This is a genomic window from Novosphingobium sp. Leaf2 (assembly GCF_001421325.1).
In the GTDB taxonomy this organism is placed as follows: domain Bacteria; phylum Pseudomonadota; class Alphaproteobacteria; order Sphingomonadales; family Sphingomonadaceae; genus Novosphingobium.
In genome coordinates this window covers 363,590-385,425 of the sequence record NZ_LMJY01000012.1, presented here as the reverse complement: position 1 = coordinate 385,425, position 21,836 = coordinate 363,590, and the positions used below count along the sequence as shown (strand labels likewise).

Sequence of the window (21,836 nt, the reverse complement as noted above, 5' to 3'; positions counted from 1 at the left end):
TTTTTAGGAACTGCCGGACTGGTTCCGGCAAGCCAGTTGAGAAGGACCCGGATCGATGATCCAGATGCAATCCAATCTCGACGTCGCGGACAACAGCGGCGCCAAGCGCGTCCAGTGCATCAAGGTACTGGGTGGCTCGAAGCGTCGTTTCGCAGGCGTCGGCGACATCATCGTGGTGTCGATCAAGGAAGCGCAGCCCCGCGCGCGTGTCAAGAAGGGCGACGTTCACCGCGCCGTCATCGTGCGCACCCGCAAGGACGTGCGCCGCACGGACGGCAGCGTGATCCGTTTCGACAGCAATGCTGCCGTGCTGATCAACAAGAACGAAGAGCCCATCGGCACCCGTATCTTTGGCCCCGTGGTGCGCGAACTGCGCGGCCGCGGGTTCATGAAGATCATTTCGCTCGCGCCGGAGGTGCTGTGATGGCTTCGGCAAAGATCAAGAAGGGTGACTCGGTCGTGGTTTTGTCCGGCAAGGACAAGGGTCGCACCGGAACCGTGCTCCAGGTCCTTCCGAAGGACGGCAAGATCGTGGTCGAAGGCGTGAACGTCGCGACCAAGCATCGCAAGCCGACCCAGGCCAACCCGCAGGGCGGCATCGATCGCACGCCGGCGGCTATGGCGATCAGCAAGGTCGCGGTTGCCGACAAGGATGGCAAGCCCACCCGCGTCCGCTTCGAAACCAAGGACGGAAAGAAGGTCCGCGTGGCCGTCAAGTCCGGGGAGACTATCGATGGCTGAGCAGTACACGCCGCGTCTGCGCACGAAGTACGACGCTGAAATCGCCAAGGCGATGACCGAGAAGTTCGGTTACGAGAACGCGATGCAGGTGCCCCGGATCGAAAAGATCACGCTCAACATGGGCGTGGGCGAAGCCAGCCAGGACAAGAAGAAGGTCCAGACCGCCGCAGCCGAAATGGAAGCGATCGCTGGCCAGAAGCCTGTGATCACCAAGGCCCGCAAGTCGATCGCTCAGTTCAAGCTGCGCGAAGGCATGCCGATCGGTTGCAAGGTGACGCTGCGCCGCGAGCGTATGTACGAGTTTCTCGATCGTCTGGTGACGGTTGCGATGCCCCGTATTCGCGACTTTCGTGGCCTGAACCCCAAGTCGTTCGACGGTCGCGGTAACTACGCGATGGGTCTCAAGGAGCAGATCATCTTCCCAGAGGTCAGCTACGACAAGATCGACAAGGTACGTGGCATGGACATCATCGTCACTACCACCGCGAACACCGACGAGGAAGCGCGCGAGCTGCTGCGCCTGTTCGGTTTCCCGTTCCCGGCTGAAGAGTCGGAACAGCAGGAAGCGGCGTGAGCCGCTGAAGAAGAGAGCTTAAGTCCATGGCGAAACTGAGTTCCGTGAACAAGAATGAGCGTCGCAAGAAGCTCGTCAAGAAGTACGCAGGCAAGTACGCAGCCTTGAAGGCGATTGCCGATGACCAGTCGCTCGATGAAACCGAGCGTCTCATCGCCCGTCTCAAGCTGGCCGAGATCCCGCGCAACGCGAACCCGACGCGGGTCCGTAACCGTTGCGCCACGACCGGTCGTCCGCGTGGCTACTACCGCAAGTTCGGGATCAACCGTATCGAGATCAGGAACCTTGGCAACAAGGGCATGATCCCCGGTCTGGTCAAGTCGAGCTGGTAAGGATTAATCCAAAATGGCATTGACCGATCCCTTGGGTGACATGCTCACCCGCATTCGCAACGGCCAGCAGGCAAAGAAGGACTCTGTCCTGTCGCCGGCCTCCAAGCTTCGCGCCCGCGTGCTCGAAGTGCTTCAGCGCGAGGGCTACATCCGTGGCTACTCCGACGATGCAACCGGCGCTCACCCGCAACTGCGCATCGAGTTGAAGTATTTCGAAGGCGAACCGGCGATCAAGCATATCGCCCGTGTCTCTAAGCCTGGCCGCCGCGTCTATTCGGGTTCCAAGGAGCTGCCGATCGTGCGCAACGGCCTTGGCATCACCATCGTCTCGACGCCGCGTGGCGTGCTCTCGGACGCCGAAGCACGCAACCAGAACGTCGGCGGCGAAGTGCTGGCGGAGGTGTTCTAATGAGCCGCATCGGCAAAAAGCCGGTCGCGATCCCCAGCGGGGTCACGGCGGCGATCGACAAGGGCGTCCTGTCGGTGAAGGGGCCGAAGGGCACGCTCACCTTGGGTCTGTCCGACTTGGTGCAAACTTCGCTTGAGGGCGACACTATCGCGGTGCAGCCCGTGGGCAACACCAAGGCGTCGCGCAGCCACTGGGGCCTGCAGCGTACTTTGGTGGCGAACCTGATCGAAGGCGTGACCAACGGCTTCACCAAGGTTCTGGAAATCAAGGGCGTCGGCTACCGTGCCGCTTCGCAGGGCAAGACCCTGAAGCTGCAGCTGGGCTACTCGCACGACGTCGACATTGCGGTGCCTGAAGGCATCGACGTGAAGACTCCGGACAACACCACCGTCGAGATCTCCGGTATCGACAAGCAGAAGATCGGCCAGCTTGCGGCCGAGATTCGCCGCTGGCGCAAGCCCGAGCCTTACAAGGGCAAGGGCATCCGTTATCGCGGTGAGTTCGTCTTCCGCAAGGAAGGGAAGAAGAAGTAATGGCAAAGCTGTCTCTCTTCGCACGGCGCGCCCGTCGTGTTCGTACCGCCCTCAAGGCCCGTTCGGGCGGTCGTCCTCGTCTTTCGGTGCATCGTACTGGTCGGCATATCTATGCGCAGATCATCGATGATGCGCAGGGCCACACTGTCGCCGCGGCCAACACGCTGGGCGCCAAGGGCACCGACCTCGACGCCGCAACCCGCGTAGGCAAGGAACTTGCTGAGGCCGCCAAGCAGGCGGGCATCACCTCGGTCGTTTTCGACCGCGGGGGCTTCCTGTACCACGGTCGCGTCAAGGCGCTGGCCGAAGCCGCCCGTGAAGGCGGGCTGGAGTTCTGATCATGGCTGACGAAATCAACAACGAGCAGTCCGTAGCGGCTGAAGCTCCCCAGGGTGCACCCCAGGATGGCGGCCGCGAAGGCGGTCGTGGTCGTGGTGGGCGTGGTCGTGGCGGCGGTAACGATCGCGGTGGAAACGACCGTGGCGGCAATCGCGGAGGTCGCCGTGATGATCGCCGTGGCGGTGGCCGCGACGAGGATCAGGGCGAAGAGCTGATCGAGAAGCTGGTCCACATCAACCGCGTGTCCAAGACGGTGAAGGGCGGCAAGCGCTTCGGCTTTGCGGCGCTGGTCGTCGTGGGCGACGGCAAGGGTCGCGTTGGCTTCGGTCACTCGAAGGCACGCGAAGTGCCTGAGGCCATCACCAAGGCCACCGCTTCTGCCAAGAAGAAGATGATCCGCGTTGCTCTCAAGGAGGGTCGCACACTGCACCACGACGGCAAGGGCCACTTCGGCGCCGGCAAGGTGAACGTGCGTACCGCCCCGGCAGGGACCGGCATCATCGCCGGTGGTCCGATGCGCGCCGTGTTCGAAAGCCTTGGCGTTCATGACGTCGTCACCAAGTCGGTGGGCACATCGAACCCGTACAACATGATCCGTGCCACCTTCGACGCGCTGTCTGACCAGACTTCGCCGAAGTCGGTTGCCCAGCGTCGCGGCAAGAAGGTCGCTGACCTTCTGGGCCGTAGCGGCGGTGTCACCGAGGTAGAGGCTGAGGCCGCTGCCGAAGCCATCGTGGAGTAAGCAGCATGGCGAAGATCAAGATCAAGCAGATCGGTTCGCCGATCCGTCGCCCGGAAAGCCAGAAGAAGATCCTCATCGGTCTTGGTCTGGGCAAGATGCACCGTGTCGTAGAGCGTGAAGACACCCCGGAAGTCCTGGGTGCGATCGCAAAGCTGCCGCACATGGTGAAGATCGTTGACTGAACCCTTACGGGTTGAGGCTTGCGACTAACGATAAAGCCCCGGCGGAGACGTCGGGGCTTTTCGTTTGGGCGAATGCGGTGGTGCAGGCCTTTGCAACGCGCCCGCCTATGCTATGCGCACCCTGATTGTTGCTCTGCTGGTAGGGGAGCTTTTGTGAGTTTTCGTGGGAGTGGGTCGGTGATTGGCAGGGGCTGTCTGGCAGCCGGGTTTTTGGGGTTGATGTTGCTTTGCGTGTCGGCATGCGGATCGCGCGAGGCTGGTCCCAATGTCGGTGTGGACGGGGCATCGATCACGCAATGCGGAGACGAACGGGCGGACAAGGGATTTCTCAAGCGGATACGCACGAGCGATGTGGCGCTGACCAAAGCGCTGAGAAGCGGAAGTGCTAACGCCATTGAGGAAGCTCACAAGGCGCTTGATGCCGGCGATTTCCGTCTTGCTGCAGCAACGACGCCGAATGGCATGACGACCGCCCCCTACGGCGTGGAATGTCGCGTGCTGGGTGGGTTGTCGCCATGGATGACGCGCGCCATTGCGTTCGTTCCCGAAGACCAGGTTTCCGGAGACGACAAGGCGCCGGACGACAAGATCGTGGGCTTTGGACGGCGTTATAACGCGGTGTTGATGGCAGATCCGCGCTTTCCCTACGCAGATGTATGTCGCGCCTCGGACAAGGCGGGGCCAAAGCCGGTGCTATCCGACAATCCCGATGCCGGCGTGGTGCAGCCTTACGGGTTTGCCGAGCTGGGCGAAGCGAGGATGAGCTACGGGCTTGGCGCTGCGGCGCGGCGCGGCTCGGTTACCGACATTCGAATATTGCTTGAACGCGACCCGGCTGCTCTGGATCGGACGGACATGTTCGGCCTCACGCCGTTGGCCTGGGCGGTCGCATATCACCGTTGGCCCGCAGCGGAGGCGCTGCTGCGCGCCAAGGCCAACCCGACGGGCGCGACCTGCCAGACCACGATCGACCGTCAATCACCACTGCAGATCGCTCGTATCATGCGCTGGTATGCGGTGATTCGGCGGATGCGGCCGCTAGTTACCGAGGAACAGTTCGCGAGCCTGCGCCAGAAGCCGCGTTGGGACGATGCCAGCCTGATCGAATTCAACCATGCCCTGACCGAGTTAAAGGAGCGCTACGAAACGCCGTTGCGCAAGATACCGTTTGCCCGTCATGACCTTAACTTTAGTGTCGACGAGCAAGGGCAGACGACCCAATGCACGATGGACCCCGCGTCGGGCGTGCCGGCGTTTGACAAGGAACTGTGCGGCCTGGCGATGGAGATTGTCCACTGGGCACCGGCGCGCGATGCCTTTGGAACCCGCGTCCCGGAAAGTGCACGCCTGATGGTCGGGTTCGGCGGCGGGACCTGATCATATCGGGGCGTGACAACACGTGGGTCATGCTCTAAGCGCCCGCCTTCCATCAAGCGCGAATCAAAGCGAAAGCGAGTGCACGACATGAAACTGAATGACATCCGCGATAACGCCGGAGCCCGCCACCGCCGCATGCGCGTGGGCCGTGGCATCGGCTCGGGCAAGGGCAAGACCGCAGGCCGTGGCCAAAAGGGCGCCAAGGCACGTTCGGGCGTTTCGATCGCCGGGTTCGAAGGCGGCCAGATGCCGCTTCACATGCGTATTCCGAAGCGCGGCTTTTCGAACAAGAAGTTCGCCAAGGACTATGCCGAAGTAAACCTGGGCCTCGTCCAGAAGGCTATCGAGGCCGGCAAGCTGGACACTTCGGGCGTCGTCGATCACGCAGCGCTCAAGGCCGCCGGTCTTGCTCGCGGCGGCAAGGACGGCGTGCGTCTTCTGGCTAAGGGCGAACTCACCGACAAGGTGACCTTCAATGTCACGGGCGCTTCGGCCAGCGCAGTTGCCGCAGTTGAAAAGGCGGGCGGTTCGGTGATCCTCCCCGCCAAGGAAGAGGCTGCGGCCTGATCTTCCGGCGGTTTGTCAAACAAGCCACAACAGGACAGGGCGGGCGCTTCGGCGCTTCGCCCTGTTTTGCTATGCCGCGCGGCGCTCACAGCGTCTTTTCGATGCGCGGATGATACACGTTGCGCCTTTCGAGCCATACAGCCCTTTCCGTCTTGGTGCGAATGGCTATATGGCGAGTTTCCTTCCAGGGTTCGACAAGGCAGGCCGTAGCCGCTAAGGGCGAATCCTATCAGACCATTCGAGGCTACCTGAACGTCATGGCTTCTCGCGCCGATAATATCGCCAGCACGCTCAGCCTGGCAAATTTCTCCAAGGCAACCGAGCTGAAGAACCGTATTTGGTTCACTGTCGGCGCGCTCATCGTGTTCCGTTTCCTCAGCTTCGTGCCATTGCCCGGCGTCAATCCGCTGATCCTCGAAAAGCTGTACAGCAAGACTCAGGGCGGCATTCTTGACTTGTTCAACACGTTCTCGGGCGGTTCGCTTTCGCGCATGAGCCTGATCGCACTTGGCGTGATGCCCTATATCACGGCTTCCATAGTGGTGCAGTTGTCGGCCTCGCTCCATCCCGCGCTGATTGCGCTGAAGAAGGAAGGTGAGGCGGGGCGCAAGAAGCTCAACCAGTATACGCGCTACGGCACGGTAGGCCTTTGCGCATTGCAAGGCTGGTTTCTGGCCGTCAGCCTTGAAGCGTATGGCGCTTCCAGCGGCCTGCCAGCGGTAGTCGATCCTGGGATGGTTTTCCGGATCGGCGCGGTTATCAGCCTCGTGGGCGGGACCATGTTTCTGCTGTGGCTGGGCGAACAGATCACCTCACGCGGGATCGGCAATGGCGTGTCGCTGATCATCATGGCCGGTATCGTGGCCCAGATGCCTACGTTCGCCAGCAACGTGGGGCAGGCCTATTCCGCCGGTGATACCGGCTCGATCCTGATCATTGCGCTCATCGCCCTGCTGGTGGCCATGATCCTGATGATCTGCTTCATGGAGCGCGCGACCCGGCGTTTGCTGATCCAGTATCCCAAGCGCGCCACCCAGCGCGGGATGATGCAGGCGGATCGCAGCCATTTGCCGCTCAAGGTTAACACCGCTGGCGTCATTCCGCCGATTTTCGCCAGCTCTCTGCTGTTGTTGCCGCTGACCATCACCCAGTTCGCCGGCAAATCGCTGAGTCCGGAATCGACGATGGGTAAAGTCGTCGTCACGCTCAACCAGTATCTGGGTCACGGCAAGCCGCTTTACATGCTGCTGTATGCGGCCGGCATCGTGTTCTTTTGCTTTTTCTACACCGCCGTGGTTTTCAATCCGGAGGAGACTTCGGAAAACCTCAAGAAGAATGGCGGGTTCATTCCCGGCATCCGTCCCGGCAAGAATACCGCCACGTACCTGGATTACGTGCTGACGCGCATCACTGTGATCGGCGCGATATACTTGACGATCGTATGTACGGTGCCTGAGTATTTCCTGTCCATGACGGGTTTGCCGCTGCTGTTCATGGGCGGCACCAGCCTCCTGATCGTCGTGAACGTCACGGTGGATACGATCACGCAGATCCAGTCGCACCTGCTTGCACACCAGTATGGCGATCTGATCAAGAAGGCGAAACTCAAGGGCCGCCTGCGCTGAACGCCTGACGATCGTCAGGGCAGCCGGGCAGGGCAATACGGATAAACTGAGGGGATTGCGGCGTGAATATCATCCTTCTGGGCCCGCCGGGGGCGGGCAAGGGCACCCAGGCGCAGCGGCTCGTAGAGAAGCACGGCATGCGCCAGCTTTCGACAGGGGATATGCTGCGCGCTGCAGTCAGCGCCGGGACGCCGACAGGCCTTGAAGCCAAGTCAGTAATGGCACGGGGTGAACTCGTATCCGACGACCTCGTGTCCGCGCTGATTGGCGATGAGCTCGATGCGATGGCGCCCGGCTCGGGTGCGATCTTTGATGGTTATCCTCGCACGGCGTCGCAGGCGCACTCGCTCGACGTTATTCTCGAAGCGCGCGGGCGCACTCTGGATCACGTCATCGAACTGGACGTCAACGAAGACGCCCTGGTTGAGCGTATCACCGGTCGCTTCACCTGCGCCGCGTGCGGGAAGGGCTATCACGACGTGTTCGAGCGGCCGCGGGTCGATGGTACATGCGACAAGTGCGGGGGGCACGAATTCAAGCGCCGCCCGGACGACAACGCCAATACGGTGCGTACCCGCATGGCCGAATATCGCGCCAAGACCGCGCCGATCCTTCCGATCTACGAAGCGCGGGGCATCGTTGCGCGCGTGGATGGCATGGCGGATATGGACGCGGTCACCGCGGCTATCGAGGCGGTGCTGGCGCGTTGACCTGGCGCTGGCATACGGTCGCGACGGTGTATTTTGACTGCGCTGATGTTTTGCGGTATGACTTTTGCAACGGGCGCGCTGGCTGACTGCCACGCTGCAATACAAGTTGCTGCACCGGTTGACTTCGTGCGCGAATCATTCTAATCGGCTCCCTCACTCGACAGCAACGCTAGTCCGGAAGGCCAAGATCGCGTGTCTTTAACACCCGCGAATTCGTGCCGACCCGGATATTTTTTGTTTGCTGCGTTCGGGTGTTCGCGTTGAGATGGGGGTTTGCTGAAAAGCCCCTGTGGAGCTGGAGATTTAAAGTGGCTCGTATTGCCGGGGTAAACATCCCCACCAACAAGCGCGTGATTATCGCGCTCACCTATATTCATGGCATTGGTCGTACTAAGGCGCTCGAAATCGCCGACAAGCTCGGCATCGACCATGCCCGCCGCGTGCAGGACTTGTCCGACGCTGAAGTTCTGCAAATCCGCGAAACGATCGATGCCGACCTGACGGTCGAAGGCGATCTTCGTCGTGAAACCGCAATGAACATCAAGCGCCTGATGGATCTGGCCTGCTATCGCGGCCTGCGTCATCGCAAGGGCCTTCCGGTCCGCGGCCAGCGCACGCACACCAATGCGCGCACCCGCAAGGGTAAGGCCAAGGCTATCGCCGGCAAGAAGAAGTAAGCCCGACGGGCCTGTCTCGGGCCTCGGGTTTCCCTCAGCGATTTATCGACAGGATTTACGATCATGGCACGCGAACCACAGCGCATTAAGCGCCGCGAGCGCAAGAATATCACAAGCGGCATCGCGCACGTGAATGCCAGCTTCAACAACACCATGGTGACCATCACCGACGCCCAGGGCAATGCGATCAGCTGGTCCTCGGCCGGTATGATGGGCTTCAAGGGCAGCCGCAAGTCGACCCCGTATGCCGCTCAGGTGGCTGCGGACGATGCCGGCAAGAAGGCCGCCGAGCACGGCGTGCGCACCCTCGAAGTCGAGGTCAAGGGTCCGGGTTCGGGCCGTGAGAGCGCGCTGCGCGCCTTGGCTGCCGTGGGCTTCACCATCACCTCGATCCGGGACGTTACGCCGATCCCGCACAATGGCGTGCGCCCGTCCAAGCGCCGCCGCGTCTGATCGCGCTTAAGCGGACGGCGAACCGGTCGTCGTCCGTCCTCGGAACGTCCCCGTGCCTTTCCACCAGGCTTCGGGGCGCAACCGCCATCACTCCCAGGGGAAGTCCATGACTGTCAACATCAAGAACTGGCAGGAACTCAAGAAGCCCAACAGCCTTGAGATCAAGCCGGGACCAGACCCCAAGCTGAAGGCGACGTTTGTCGCCGAACCTCTAGAGCGCGGCTTTGGCCTGACGCTCGGCAATGCGCTGCGCCGCGTGCTGCTGTCGTCGCTGCAGGGTGCGGCGATTACTTCGATCAAGATCGAGAACGTGCTCCACGAATTCTCGTCGCTCGCCGGCGTTCGTGAAGACGTCACGGACATCGTGCTGAACGTGAAACAGATTGCGTTGCGCATGCAGGGCGATGGCCCCAAGCGCCTCCAGCTCTCTGCCACTGGCCCCACTGCGGTGAAGGCGGGCGATATCGTCGTTACCGGCGATATCGAGGTCATGAACAAGGACCTGGTGATCTGCAACCTTGACGAGGGTGCGACGCTGAACATGGAACTGACCGCAGATAGCGGCAAGGGTTATGTTCCCGCGGTAGCTAACCGTCCAGTTGACGCACCGATCGGCCTGATCCCTGTAGACTCGTTGTATTCGCCGGTGCGGCAAGTCAGCTACAAGGTTGAGAACGCACGTATCGGCCAGGAGCTCGACTTCGACAAGTTGAGCCTCACGGTCGAGACGGACGGCACTGTCAGCCCCGAAGACGCCGTTGCCTATGCCGCACGGATCCTTCAGGACCAGCTGGCGCTGTTCGTGCACTTCGAAGACATCGCTCCGGTTGGCCAGTCGCCGATGATAGGCATGGCGGCCAGCGGCTCGTCGTCTTCGGAAGAAAGCGATACCAACCAGCTCAACCGCTACCTTCTCAAGAAGGTGGACGAGCTGGAATTGTCGGTACGTTCCGCGAACTGCCTCAAGAACGACAACATTATCTACATCGGCGATCTGGTCCAGAAGACTGAGGCCGAGATGCTGCGTACACCGAACTTCGGTCGCAAGTCGCTCAACGAGATCAAGGAAGTGCTGTCTTCGATGGGTCTGCGCCTTGGCATGGACATCCCGGGCTGGCCGCCCGAGAATATCGAGGAAATGGCCAAGAAGCTTGAGCAGGAACTGCTCGGTTAACTACGATGCTGATCCCGGCTTAACGGCCGGGATTATGCACATCAGGGATCGGCAGTTCCCCTTTAAGCGACTGCCTGGATCGGGGTACCTGATACGGCCCCTGTACGAACGGAGTATTGAAAATGCGTCATAAAATGGGCGGCCGCAAGCTGCAGCGCAAGTCCGGCCACCGCGCGGCGCTGCTGCGCAACATGGCCGCAGCGCTCATCAAGCATGAGCAGATCAAGACCACCACGCCCAAGGCGAAGGAACTGCGTCCTTACGTCGAAAAGCTTATCACGCTGGCAAAGCATGGTGGCCTGTCGAACCGCCGCCTGGCCCATGCGCGCATCCTTGATGAAGCGCAGGAAGCCAAGCTGTTCGAAGTGCTGGCCGAGCGTTATGCTGGCCGCGACGGTGGCTATACCCGCATCATCAAGGCCGGTATCCGTGCCTCGGACGCCGCGCCGATCGCGATCATCGAACTGGTTGACCGCGACGTCGACGCCAAGGGCTTGGACTCGGGTCCGGTCAACGAAGACGCTGAGGAATATGCTGAGGCCTGATCCGGTCAAGGCTATCCTGCAGTATTGACAAGCGGTCGCGATCCTCTCGGTTCGCGGCCGTTTTTCGTTTTGATCACCGGTGCGCGATTGCGGCCTATACTTTCCCCGCGTGCGATGTGCTAAAAAACATTGGCGGCGCAAAGCCGGGAGAGGATTGGGAAAATGTATCGCCTGCAGGCGCTTATCGGGGCCTTGCTGCTGGCCGCGGGCGGTCCCATCTGTGCGCAACCTATGGCTGACATCGTATATCCCCAAACCCGCCGCGACAGCGTGGCAGAGACGCACTTCGGCGAGACGATCGCCGATCCCTATCGCTGGCTTGAGGCAGATGTGCGCACGGCGCCAGACGTTGCCGATTGGGTGAAACGTGAAAATACGGTTACCCGGCAGTACCTGGCCCAATTGCCCGAGCGCCAGCACTTTGCGCGACGTATCAAGGCCTTCATGGACTATGAGCGCTTTGGCATGCCGGTAAAAGCTGGCAAATCGTATTTCTACACCCGCAACACCGGCTTGCAGAATCAGGCGCAATTGTTTGTGCGAACGCAGCTGGATGGTGTGCCGCGCCTTCTGCTGGACCCCAACATGTGGGCCAGCGATGGTGCCACGGCGTTGGACGCTTGGGAACCGTCGCCGGGCGGACGTCACCTGCTATACAGCGTACAGGACGGCGGCACCGACTGGCGCATTTTGCGTGTGCTCGACGTCAGAACCGGTGCGATGCTGCCCGACGAAATCCGCTGGGCGAAGTTCACCGCTTTGGCGTGGGTAGGTGACGAGGGGTTCCTGTATTCGCGCTTCCCGCAGCCCGTCGAAGGCGCGGCGTTCCAGTCGCGCAACTACAATCAGGCGATCTATTTCCATCGACTCGGTACGGCGCAGGACCGCGACGAACTGGTCTATGCGACGCCGGATCATCCTACCTATGGCCATGCGGTGGACGTTACCCACGATGGCCGACTGGCCCTGATCACCACCCATGTCGGAACGGATGCCCGATACGAAGTGCGCGTAATTGATCTGGCGCATCGCAAGCGCAACGGATGGGTCTCGGTGCCGCTGGTCACAGGCTTTACCGATGACTGGAAGCTGGTGGAAGGGGCCGGGCGTAGGCTCTGGTATGTCACCAACTGGAACGCGCCGCGTTATCGGCTTGTCTCCATCGATCTCGATTCGCGCACGCCGCAATGGCGTGAAGTGGTGGCGCAGCGTGATGATATTCTTGAGCGCGCCGGGATCGTGGGTGACCAGCTCGTCCTCAACTACATGCGCAACGCGGCGAGCCATGCCGAGATTCTGGGGCTGGATGGCGGTAAGGGGCGCACTTTGAGCCTTAACGGCATCGGCACGGCGTCAGGCTTTCGGGGGCGACCGGGCGATCCGGAGACCTTCTATGCATTCACCAGCTTCAATTGCCCGGCGTCCATCTTCCGTCTCGATATCGAGACCGGCCAGACCACACCGTTCGCGACCCCGCGCATGTGCTACGATCCAGAGGCCTACGTGGTGGAGCAGCGGTTTTTCGCTTCGAAGGATGGCACTCGCGTGCCGATGTTCATTGTGCGTAGCCGGGCGGTGGTGGCAGCCGGCAAGCCGGTGCCGACGCTGTTGTACGGGTATGGCGGTTTCGATGTTTCGCTCACCCCGGGCTTCTCGGCCACGCGGATGGCGTGGCTGGAGGCCGGTGGCGCATTTGCGATGGCCAACCTGCGCGGCGGCGGTGAATATGGCCGGGCATGGCACGATGCCGGGCGTGGACCGAACAAGCAGAACGTGTTCGATGACTTCATAGCTGCCGGAGAGTTTCTGATTGCTCAGGGGATCGCCCGGAAAGACGGATTAGCGATCCAGGGTGGCTCGAACGGCGGCCTGCTGGTCGGCGCGGTAGTCAATCAGCGACCGGACCTGTTCGCAGCGGCGGTGGCCCAGGTCGGGGTGATGGACATGCTGCGCTTCGATCGCTTCACTGCCGGCCGCTATTGGGTGGACGATTACGGCCATCCCGATCGGGAAGCGGACTTCAAGGTGCTGCGCGCCTACTCGCCGTATCACAACATCCGCGATGGCGTGCCCTATCCGGCGATCCTGGTGACGACGGCGGACACGGACGACAGGGTGGTGCCCGGGCACTCGTTCAAGTACGCCGCCGCGCTGCAGCATGCGCATCTGGGGGACAAGCCGCGGTTGATCCGCATTGAAACCCGGGCGGGGCACGGGTCTGGCAAGCCGACCGACAAGGCGATTGAGGAAGGGGCCGATATCCTGGCATTCGTGGCGCAATGGACCGGACTGAAGGTGCCAGGGGAGACGGCGGGAGGGCAACTGGCGGTTGGGTCCCCCTGAGGCGGTTAATTTGCACGAAAGCCTTTGCCGGTTAACGCATTGAGATAGCGGCGTTCATCCGCGAAAGGTTTGGCCCATGAAGATTTCTGCTCTGCGTTTCAGTGTTTTAGTCGCGGCGGGCGGTTTGCTGGTGAGCACCGGCACCGCCGCGATCGCCCAGACCGTAAGCGAAGATAGCGCGGCCTGGCAGGACGAAGGCCCGGAGCAGGCCAGCTCAAGCGAGGGTCAGTCGGAATATCCCGGTGGCCCGGAGGTAAGCGATCCCCGCAACCCCGATGCACAGATGTCAGAAACTGACAGTGCGCCGCAGGGCGATCAGCGTGATGATAGCGCGGCGTATGGCAGCATTGGCGGCGCCGTAGACGTGTGCGCGTCGGAACTGAGCCGCACGGGCAAGACACTCGATTCGGTTCAGAATGCGCGCCGCATGGGCCAGCGTTTTACCGTCGAAGGCAAGCTGGCCGATGGGCGCCCTTATGCCTGCAGTGTGGACGACACCGGGCAGATTCGCTCCGTTGCCGTTGACGGGCAGGGCATCGGCTGAGCCTTCCGTTTCGGGTTAGTCACCCTCGTGCGCTGGTAGCGCAAGGGACCAGTGAATCGCCGCGCCCCGAAGGCTAAAGCCGGCGGCTACCGCGATGGCCCATGTCACCCCGGCGGACAGCCCAAGGGCGATACCGGCGCCAGCAAGACCCGCCGCCAGCGCTGCGGCGGTAACATACAATTCCGGCCGCATAAGGATCGAAGGGCGGCCGGCGAGTACGTCACGGATGATCCCGCCGCTGCATCCGGTCACGACGCCCATCAGGATCGCTGCCACTACCGGCACGCCCCAGGATAGCGCCTTGATGGTGCCGAATACCGAATAGACCGCCAGACCCAGCGCATCCGCCCACTCCAACAGCCGTCCCTGCCACCAGCGCACCGGGGTGAACCACGCCACCAACGCGACAGCCAAGCACGCCGGGGCTACGAAGGGGTCGCGGATCCAGAATACCGGCGCACCGATCAGCAGATCGCGCAAGGAGCCGCCGCCGACCCCGGTAACGAGCGAGAAAAATGCAACCGTAACGAATGTCTGTCGCAGCCGCGCCGCCGCAAGTGCGCCGGTAAGGGCGAACACCGCGATGCCGAACAGGTCCAGCGCGGGGGGCAGGGCGGGAATGGCAGGCTGCATGGGCCGGGCGTAAAGCGCGAGCCGCTACACGGCAAGGTCCGGCACCGTCCCCCACGCCCTTACTTGCCGGCAGGTCGCACAGTGATGGATGCCTGGCCTTGTGCCCACACCGGCAGATACAGACCTTGACCGGCCGCTTTTATCCGTCCGGTGCGCGTGCGAGTCACCTTGGCGCTGATCACCAGATCGCCCTCGCGCTTGGCCTCGATCGCACGGGCGATCTTGCCCAGCAGCTTGTTGTAATCATTTTCAAAGTTCTGTGACAGCGACGCGGCGATGGTATCATCCAGGCCCGGCGCGTTGGCCATTTTCAGGATCAAGTCGCCGCCCGTCATGTCGGTGGTGCCGCTGACCTCGAAATTGTCGAAGCCCACCCGGCGGGAGTTGTCGGCGTTGGTAGGCACGCCAGTCATCCATACAGTTCCCTTGGTGGGGCCGACTTCGCCCGCATCGTCGCGCGCGGTGAATTCCACGCCCACGGCGATGCGTCCCCCGGTAGTTCCGTAGATGGTGGCCGTGCGGAAAGTAGCGTGTACAGGCCCGACGCCGGGCACCAGAAAGGGGCGCGCAGACCGCTTGCGCAGGGCCTTCATCAGCACCGGCTCCAGTTCCCGGTAGTCGGCAATCACCGGAATGAAGAACGCCAACTGGCCCGCCTGCGCGGCCAGAGGTTTCATTACCGGCATGGGGGTGGGGGCAGGATTGGCGGGACGGTTGCCTACGAACGTCTCCGTAACCGCTTTCATGCCCAGCCGCAGTACCATGCTCTTGCCGTCCATGTCGTAGCCGCCATACTGCAATTCCAACGGTTTTATCCGCATCCACACCGGTGGATGGTCGCGGTTTAGCGAGAGCGTGGTGAACGCGGAGGTCCAAGCGCTTTGCACCTGTTGGCGAAGTTTCAGCTTACCGAGTTGGCCGGGAAGATCGCGCTCCAGCCGGGCGATCACGGGCGCCAGCTTGTGTTCGGCGGCCTGCGTCAATTCGATCCGCTGGCCCAGAAATTCGACATGCGGGGCGTTCGTCCAAGTGTAATGGATGTCCACCGTGCCGCGCGGCGACCAGTCGGGCGCGATGGTGATGCGCACCACCGCGCGGGCCACGGCGTCCGCCGTCGCGGTTTCACGCTTGAGGATACCGCCGATGTCTTCGGCGCGGATCACTGCATGCAGCGGCATGGTGAGCACGATATCCTTGCCCTTGCCGGCAAACTGCATGACCCCGCGCGTCACTTCACCCACGATGCGGCATTTGAGCTTGGGCGTGCGGATCCTGGCGATGCCAAGATCGACCGGGTGGGAGGGCACGCAGGTCTGATCCGGCTTGTCTATGGTCCACAGCGTGCGGGGTATTTCGTGGTCGAGGGCGGCGGCAAGCTGGGTCAGGTCCGCGCGCACGGGTACGGTGATCAGCGAGGCCTGGGGCGTTATCACGATGGCATCGTTGGCGCGCGGCGGGGCGCCGCCCCCCCGGTCCCGGCCACAGCCGGACAGGACCAGCGTGGATGCCAGCAGTGCGGCGCAGAAGAAGCGTGATGCCATGGTCGCGAAGAAATCCGCGAAAGCCCGCTGTGTTCCTGAAGCACGTAAGCTGGCCCACACGTTCATGGAAAAGGGCCGGCTGTTAGACCGGCCCTTTCCAATTACATGGCGTAGGCGCTTAGACGTGGATAGCTTTGCCCCGCACCGCCATGGCCGCTTCCTTGATTGCCTCGGAATGAGTGGGGTGTGCGTGGCAGGTATAAGCGATGTCTTCGCTGGTCGCGCCAAATTCCATCGCCTGGGCAGCCTGCGCGATCATCGTGCCAGCCACCGTGGCGATGCACCAGACGCCCAGAACGCGATCGGTTTCGGCATCCGCGATCACTTTCACGAAGCCATCGGGCTCATGGTTAGTCTTGGCGCGCGAGTTGGCGAGCATGGGGAACTTGCCGACCTTGATGGCCCCACGTTCCCTGGCCTGTTCTTCGGTCAGGCCAACTCCGGCAAACTCGGGCGACGTGTAGACCACGCCGGGGATAATGTCGTGATTGACGATGCCGGTCAGCCCGGCAATGTTTTCGGCCACCGCGATGCCTTCATCCTCGGCCTTGTGCGCGAGCATGGGGCCGGGAATCACGTCGCCGATCGCCCACACGCCATCGACCTTGGTGCCGAAATCGTGGTCCGTCTCGATCTGGCCGCGCTGGTTCAGTTCCAGCCCGATCGCGTCAAGGCCCAGTCCATCGGTGTTGGCGCGCCGGCCGATCGATACCAGCACCACGTCCGCCTCGATCACTTCCGCCTCGCCGCCCTTGGCCGGCTCGACCGTCACGTTGGCGCCGTTGCCCGAGGGGGTTACGCTGGTGACCTTGGTACCCAGCTTGAGCGTCATGCCCTGTTTCTTGAAGATCTTGGCGGCTTCCTTGCGCACATCGCCGTCCATGCCGGGGAGCAGCTGGTCGAGAAATTCCACCACGATCACCTCGGCGCCAAGACGACGCCAGACTGAACCGAGTTCAAGCCCGATCACACCGCCGCCGATCACGACCATTTTCCTGGGGACGCTCGACAGTTCCAGCGCGCCCGTGGAATCGACGATCACACCGCCGGCATTGTCGATTTCGACGCCGGGCAGTGGCGTTACCGACGAGCCGGTGGCGATGACGATATTCTTGGCGGTGACGGTTTTGCCGGCAACCTCAACGGTGTGCGCATCCTTGAACTGCGCGTAGCCCTTGATCCACTCGACCTTGTTCTTCTTGAACAGGAATTCGATGCCGCCGGTGAGGCCCTTCACCGCATCGAGCCGCTGCGCCTGCATGGCGCCAAGGTCCAGTTCGGGGGTGACCTTGATCCCCATTGCCGCCATCGCGCCATTGGCTGCCGCATCGAAGTATTCCGACGCGTGGAGCAGGGCCTTGGAGGGGATGCAGCCGACGTTGAGGCAGGTGCCGCCCAGCGTCTCGCGCCCTTCGACGCAGGCGGTCTTCAGGCCCAGCTGCGCGGCGCGGATTGCCGCGACATAGCCGCCGGGGCCGGAACCGATGACAAGAACGTCGTAGTCGTAATCAGCCATTGTTGGCCTCCGTCGTGCTTTGGGCTTCGGTAAGCTGAGCCCGAGCGGGAATAGCATCAGGCCACGCACGCGCCCAAGCCGAAGCTATGCGCATACGTGGCAGTTTTCTTTTAAAGGTCGATCAGCAGACGCGTGGGGTCTTCGATCGCTTCCTTGATGGTCTTGAGCGCGGTGACCGCCTCGCGGCCATCGATGATGCGGTGATCGTAGGACAGCGCGATGTACATCATCGGGCGGATCACGATCTCGCCGCCCCGCACCACGGCGCGATCCTCGATGCGGTGCAGGCCCAACACGGCGGACTGTGGGGGGTTGATGATCGGGGTGGACATCAGCCCGCCGAACACGCCGCCGTTGGAAATGGTGAAGGTGCCGCCGGCCATGTCGGCCATGGTCAGCGTACCGTCTTTGGCCTTCTTGCCGAATTCGGCAATGGCCTTTTCGATGCCGGCAAAGCCCAGCTTGTCACAGTCCTTCACGACGGGGACGACGAGGCCGTTGGGGGCCGAAACCGCCACCGAAATATCGACATAGTCGTGATAAACGATCTCGTCGCCATCGACCTGTGCATTTACGGCCGGAATGTCCTTTAGCGCCAGCACCGAAGCCTTGGCGAAGAACGACATGAAGCCGAGCTTGATGCCGTGTTTCTTGAGGAACACGTCCTTGTACTTGTCGCGCGCGGCGATGACGGCAGACATATCGACGTCGTTGAAGGTCGTCAGCAACGCCGCATTGTCCTGCGCGGACTTCAGGCGCTTGGCGATCGTCTGGCGCAGGCGCGTCATCTTGACGCGCTCCTCGTTACGGCCGGATGCCGGAGCGCTCGCGGGAGCCACTGCAGCGGCAGGAGCCGATGCGGGCTTGTTCTTCGCGGCTTCCAGGACGTCGTCCTTGGTGATGCGCCCGTCCTTGCCGGTGCCCTTGACAGTGGCCGGGTCGATCCCGTGTTCCAGGATCGCGCGGCGCACGGCAGGGGACAGGACAGATGCGCCAGCGGCATCGTCCGTCGCGGTTGCGGGGGCCGGAGCCGGAGCTGGTGTGCTCGCGGCAGGAGCTGGGCTTGCGGCTGCCGGCGCAGCGGCGGGCTTGGCCGCAGCAGGTGCGCCCGAACCTTCCTCGATGGTGGCGATCAGTGCATCGACGACGACGGTTTCGCCTTCCTTGGCCAGATGCTGGCCCATGACGCCTGCATGGGGGGCCATGACGTCGATCGCAACCTTGTCGGTTTCGAGGCTGGCAATGGGCTCATCAGCGGCGACGCTTTCGCCCGGCTGCTTGAGCCATTGGCCGATGGTGGCTTCGGACACGGACTCGCCGAGCGTGGGGACCTTGACTTCGGTGGACATGATAGATCTCAAGCCTTCTGCTTGCGACGGAGTTCTGAACGAACGGAAAGATTGAGCGCGTCGGCAACGAGTGCAGCCTGTTCAGCCGTGTGGCGCTTGGCAAGGCCGGTGGCGGGCGATGCCGATGCGGCGCGACCGGCATAGCGCGGGCGGGGTGCCTTCACGCCAGCCTGTTTGGCGGCATCCTCGACGAAAGGCTCAACGAAGAACCAGGAGCCATTATTGCGCGGTTCCTCCTGACACCAGACGATTTCCTCAAGATTGGGCATCCTCGAAAAGCGCTTGGTCAGCGGTTCGCCCGGGAAAGGATAAAGCTGCTCGACCCGGATGATCTGCGTGTCGGTGATCTCCGCCGCGTCGCGCGCTTCGAGCAGATCGTAGAAGACCTTGCCCGAGCACAGGATGACCCGCCGGGTTGCCGCGTCTGCCGCAGGCCGGGGATCGGACAGGACGCGCCGGAATTCACCTTCCACGAACTCCTTCGCACTGGATTTGGCCAGCGGATGGCGCAGCAGCGACTTCGGGGTCATGATGATGAGCGGCTTGCGGAACGGGCGGTGCATCTGCCGGCGCAGCACGTGGAAATAGTTGGCCGGGCTGGTGATGTTGCAGACCTGGATGTTGTCCTGCGCACACAGTTGCAAATAGCGTTCGAGACGTGCGGAGGAATGCTCTGGCCCCTGGCCTTCGTAGCCGTGCGGCAGCAGCATCACCAGGCCGTTGGCCCGCAGCCACTTCGATTCGGCCGAGGCGACGTACTGGTCGATGATGATCTGAGCGCCGTTGGCGAAATCGCCGAACTGCGCTTCCCACAACACCATGGTTTTGGGATCGGCGCTGGCATAGCCATACTCGAAGCCAAGCACGCCGTATTCCGACAGCGTGGAATCCAGCACTTCGAACCGTCCGTGCGGCAGCGTGGTGAGGGGCACGTACTTGTGCTCGTCGGTCTGGTCGGTCCACACCGCGTGACGCTGCGAGAACGTGCCGCGTCCGCAGTCCTGACCGGAGAGGCGGACGCCGTAGCCTTCGGACACCAGACTACCGAAGGCGAGCGCCTCCGCCGTTGCCCAGTCGAAGCCTTCGCCGGACTTGAACATGTCCTCCTTGGCGGCCAGTACGCGTGCCAGGGTCTTGTGGACAGTCAGGCCTTCTGGGATCGTCGTCAGGGTGCGGCCCAGGCTTTCGAACAGCTTGGATTCAATCCGGGTGTCGACGTTGCGGCGAGCGGTTTCAGGGTCGGCGGGCTTGTGAAAACCACTCCACTGTCCGGCGAACCAGTCCGCCTGATTGGCCTTGTACGTCTTCGACGCTTCGAATTGTTCTTCCAGATGCGCCGTGAAGGCCGCTTCCGTCTCACTCAGAAACCCATCGTCTATCACGCCTTCGCGCTTCAGGCGCTCAGCGTAGATCTGACTGACAGGCGGATGCTGGCGGATCTTGGAATACATCAGCGGCTGCGTGAAGCCGGGCTCGTCACCTTCGTTGTGGCCGAAGCGGCGATAGCACCACATGTCGATCACGATATCGCGGCCGAACGTCTGGCGATAGTCGATCGCCAGCTTGCACGCGAAGGTCACAGCTGCCGGATCGTCACCGTTCACATGCAGGATCGGGGCCTGCACACCCTTCGCCACGTCTGACGGATAGGGAGAATTGCGCGCGAACTGCGGACTAGTGGTGAAGCCGATCTGGTTGTTGATGATGAAGTGGATGCAGCCGCCGGTGTTGTAGCCCTTCACACCCGACAAGCCAAAGCATTCCCAAATGATGCCTTGGCCGGCGAAGGCGGCGTCGCCGTGGATCAGAACGGGGAGCACCTGCTTGTGCTTGGCGCCCGCACCGACATCGTCGCCGATATCGTCCGCGATCACTTGATAAGCGCGCACTTTGCCAAGCACGACCGGATCCACCGTTTCGAGGTGGGACGGGTTGGGCATCAGGCTCATGTGCACCTTGATTCCGTCGAACTCACGGTCAGCGGAGGTGCCGAGGTGGTACTTGACGTCGCCCGAGCCGCCCACGTCCTCCGGGTTGGCGGTGCCGCCTGAAAATTCGTGGAAGATGACTTTGTACGGCTTGGCCAGCACGTTGGCGAGCACGTTGAGGCGGCCGCGGTGGGCCATGCCGTAGACGATTTCCTTGACGCCCAGCGTGCCGCCGTATTTGATTACGGCTTCAAGCGCGGGGATCATGGATTCACCGCCGTCGAGGCCAAAGCGCTTGGTGCCGACGTACTTTTTGCCGAGGAACTTTTCGTACTGTTCGCCACGTACGACGGCGGCCAGGATCGCCTTCTTGCCTTCGGGCGTGAATTCGATCTCCTTGTCCGCGCCTTCCATGCGTTCCTGCAGGAACTTGCGTTCCTCGGTGTCGGCGATGTGCATGTATTCCAGGCCGACTTTGCCGCAATAGTTGGCGCGCAAAATCTGCACGATCTCACGTACGGTCGCCCATTCCAGGCCCAGCGTGCCGCCCACATAGACCTTGCGGTCCTGCGCCGCGCCCACGAAGCCGTGGTATTCGGGCGTAAGGTCTGCTGGCAGCTTGCGCTGATTGAGGCCCAAAGGATCGAGATCGGCGGCAAGGTGGCCGCGCACGCGGTAGGTGCGGATCAGGGTCATCGCCCGGAAGGCATCAGCTGCCGCTTCGTCGATTGCGGACTGGTCTATCTTGACACCGCCCTTGGCAGTAGCCTTGGCGATTTCCGCCTTGAGCGCGGTGGGATCGAGTCCTTGCGTCCAGCTGTCCTCGGCCTCACCGCCGACCTGGGGCCAGTTGCCGCGCTGCCAGCTCGGGCCAGCCTGGGGCTCATTCAAGCTGATATCCGGGGTGAATTCGAAACTCTCGTCGCCCATGGCGTCACCAATCGGCTGGCCGGCAACCACGTGCAGCCAGACGTCCTCACGTTGCGGCATGGACGACCCCAG

The 21,836-nt window shown here is 62.3% G+C and carries 24 protein-coding genes; 19 read left to right on the top strand and 5 right to left on the bottom strand.

Annotated features, from left to right (window positions below):
* Positions 1 to 55 precede the first annotated feature (55 nt).
* The 19 genes from rplN to ASE49_RS08420 all read left to right on the top strand — a co-directional run bounded on the left by rplN (position 56) and on the right by ASE49_RS08420 (position 13,867).
* Positions 56 to 424 (top strand): 50S ribosomal protein L14, encoded by a 369-nt coding sequence (gene rplN, locus ASE49_RS08510; RefSeq protein ID WP_008828228.1) that lies wholly within the window; start codon positions 56 to 58, stop codon positions 422 to 424.
* A complete protein-coding gene (gene rplX, locus ASE49_RS08505; RefSeq protein WP_056770468.1) occupies positions 424 to 741 on the top strand; it encodes a 50S ribosomal protein L24 in 318 nt (105 codons plus the stop codon). The genes rplN and rplX overlap by 1 nt, the downstream gene beginning before the upstream one ends.
* Positions 734 to 1,315, top strand: a complete 582-nt coding sequence (rplE, locus tag ASE49_RS08500; RefSeq protein ID WP_056770465.1) for a 50S ribosomal protein L5 — start codon at positions 734 to 736, stop codon at positions 1,313 to 1,315. Before rplX ends, rplE begins: the two co-directional genes overlap by 8 nt.
* Positions 1,316 to 1,341: 26 nt before the next feature.
* Complete coding sequence (gene rpsN, locus ASE49_RS08495) at positions 1,342 to 1,647, top strand: 30S ribosomal protein S14 (protein WP_056770462.1); 306 nt, start codon at positions 1,342 to 1,344, stop codon at positions 1,645 to 1,647.
* Between the two features lie 13 nt (positions 1,648 to 1,660).
* The gene (rpsH, locus tag ASE49_RS08490) at positions 1,661 to 2,056 is read left to right on the top strand and encodes a 30S ribosomal protein S8 (protein WP_056770459.1); all 396 of its coding nucleotides are present in this window, start codon (positions 1,661 to 1,663) and stop codon (positions 2,054 to 2,056) included.
* Positions 2,056 to 2,589 carry a 50S ribosomal protein L6 gene (rplF, locus tag ASE49_RS08485; protein ID WP_056770457.1) on the top strand — a complete coding sequence of 178 codons (534 nt, stop codon included), beginning with the start codon at positions 2,056 to 2,058 and terminating at the stop codon, positions 2,587 to 2,589. Before rpsH ends, rplF begins: the two co-directional genes overlap by 1 nt.
* Positions 2,589 to 2,927, top strand: coding sequence for a 50S ribosomal protein L18 (rplR, locus tag ASE49_RS08480; RefSeq protein WP_056770455.1), 339 nt, complete (start codon positions 2,589 to 2,591; stop codon positions 2,925 to 2,927). Before rplF ends, rplR begins: the two co-directional genes overlap by 1 nt.
* A 2-nt stretch (positions 2,928 to 2,929) precedes the next feature.
* Entirely contained in the window at positions 2,930 to 3,670 is a 741-nt protein-coding gene (gene rpsE, locus ASE49_RS08475) for a 30S ribosomal protein S5 (protein WP_082456363.1), read from the top strand.
* A gap of 5 nt (positions 3,671 to 3,675) precedes the next feature.
* Positions 3,676 to 3,852, top strand: coding sequence for a 50S ribosomal protein L30 (gene rpmD, locus ASE49_RS08470; protein WP_007682138.1), 177 nt, complete (start codon positions 3,676 to 3,678; stop codon positions 3,850 to 3,852).
* A 351-nt stretch (positions 3,853 to 4,203) separates the two neighbouring features.
* The gene (locus ASE49_RS08465; RefSeq protein ID WP_235522893.1) at positions 4,204 to 5,229 is read left to right on the top strand and encodes an ankyrin repeat domain-containing protein; all 1,026 of its coding nucleotides are present in this window, start codon (positions 4,204 to 4,206) and stop codon (positions 5,227 to 5,229) included.
* Between the two features lie 87 nt (positions 5,230 to 5,316).
* Positions 5,317 to 5,796 carry a 50S ribosomal protein L15 gene (rplO, locus tag ASE49_RS08460; RefSeq protein ID WP_056770449.1) on the top strand — a complete coding sequence of 160 codons (480 nt, stop codon included), beginning with the start codon at positions 5,317 to 5,319 and terminating at the stop codon, positions 5,794 to 5,796.
* A gap of 257 nt (positions 5,797 to 6,053) precedes the next feature.
* Positions 6,054 to 7,421, top strand: coding sequence for a preprotein translocase subunit SecY (secY, locus tag ASE49_RS08455; protein ID WP_056770447.1), 1,368 nt, complete (start codon positions 6,054 to 6,056; stop codon positions 7,419 to 7,421).
* 62 nt (positions 7,422 to 7,483) lie between these two features.
* Positions 7,484 to 8,131: an adenylate kinase gene (locus ASE49_RS08450; protein WP_056770444.1), complete on the top strand. Its 648-nt coding sequence runs from the start codon at positions 7,484 to 7,486 to the stop codon at positions 8,129 to 8,131.
* Between the two features lie 308 nt (positions 8,132 to 8,439).
* On the top strand, positions 8,440 to 8,808 hold the full coding sequence (rpsM, locus tag ASE49_RS08445; RefSeq protein ID WP_056770442.1) for a 30S ribosomal protein S13: 369 nt from the start codon (positions 8,440 to 8,442) through the stop codon (positions 8,806 to 8,808).
* Between the two features lie 63 nt (positions 8,809 to 8,871).
* On the top strand, positions 8,872 to 9,261 hold the full coding sequence (gene rpsK / locus ASE49_RS08440) for a 30S ribosomal protein S11 (protein WP_008831163.1): 390 nt from the start codon (positions 8,872 to 8,874) through the stop codon (positions 9,259 to 9,261).
* A gap of 106 nt (positions 9,262 to 9,367) precedes the next feature.
* Positions 9,368 to 10,435, top strand: a complete 1,068-nt coding sequence (locus tag ASE49_RS08435; protein WP_056770438.1) for a DNA-directed RNA polymerase subunit alpha — start codon at positions 9,368 to 9,370, stop codon at positions 10,433 to 10,435.
* A gap of 122 nt (positions 10,436 to 10,557) precedes the next feature.
* Positions 10,558 to 10,980 carry a 50S ribosomal protein L17 gene (gene rplQ, locus ASE49_RS08430; protein WP_056770435.1) on the top strand — a complete coding sequence of 141 codons (423 nt, stop codon included), beginning with the start codon at positions 10,558 to 10,560 and terminating at the stop codon, positions 10,978 to 10,980.
* A 162-nt stretch (positions 10,981 to 11,142) separates the two neighbouring features.
* Positions 11,143 to 13,323: a prolyl oligopeptidase family serine peptidase gene (locus ASE49_RS08425; RefSeq protein ID WP_056770432.1), complete on the top strand. Its 2,181-nt coding sequence runs from the start codon at positions 11,143 to 11,145 to the stop codon at positions 13,321 to 13,323.
* 76 nt (positions 13,324 to 13,399) lie between these two features.
* Positions 13,400 to 13,867 carry a hypothetical protein gene (locus tag ASE49_RS08420; RefSeq protein ID WP_056770430.1) on the top strand — a complete coding sequence of 156 codons (468 nt, stop codon included), beginning with the start codon at positions 13,400 to 13,402 and terminating at the stop codon, positions 13,865 to 13,867.
* Between the two features lie 15 nt (positions 13,868 to 13,882).
* On the opposite strand, the gene ASE49_RS08415 is transcribed toward ASE49_RS08420, so the two are convergent.
* The 5 genes from ASE49_RS08415 to ASE49_RS08395 all read right to left on the bottom strand — a co-directional run bounded on the left by ASE49_RS08415 (position 13,883) and on the right by ASE49_RS08395 (position 21,764).
* On the bottom strand, positions 13,883 to 14,500 hold the full coding sequence (locus tag ASE49_RS08415) for a trimeric intracellular cation channel family protein (RefSeq protein WP_056770426.1): 618 nt from the start codon (positions 14,498 to 14,500) through the stop codon (positions 13,883 to 13,885).
* A 59-nt stretch (positions 14,501 to 14,559) separates the two neighbouring features.
* Positions 14,560 to 16,041 carry a DUF4403 family protein gene (locus tag ASE49_RS08410; RefSeq protein ID WP_056770423.1) on the bottom strand — a complete coding sequence of 494 codons (1,482 nt, stop codon included), beginning with the start codon at positions 16,039 to 16,041 and terminating at the stop codon, positions 14,560 to 14,562.
* A 118-nt stretch (positions 16,042 to 16,159) separates the two neighbouring features.
* Complete coding sequence (lpdA, locus tag ASE49_RS08405) at positions 16,160 to 17,557, bottom strand: dihydrolipoyl dehydrogenase (RefSeq protein ID WP_056770419.1); 1,398 nt, start codon at positions 17,555 to 17,557, stop codon at positions 16,160 to 16,162.
* Positions 17,558 to 17,667: 110 nt separating this feature from the next.
* Entirely contained in the window at positions 17,668 to 18,906 is a 1,239-nt protein-coding gene (gene odhB, locus ASE49_RS08400; RefSeq protein ID WP_056770416.1) for a 2-oxoglutarate dehydrogenase complex dihydrolipoyllysine-residue succinyltransferase, read from the bottom strand.
* 8 nt (positions 18,907 to 18,914) lie between these two features.
* Positions 18,915 to 21,764: a 2-oxoglutarate dehydrogenase E1 component gene (locus tag ASE49_RS08395; protein ID WP_056771008.1), complete on the bottom strand. Its 2,850-nt coding sequence runs from the start codon at positions 21,762 to 21,764 to the stop codon at positions 18,915 to 18,917.
* Between the last annotated feature and the right edge of the window lie 72 nt (positions 21,765 to 21,836).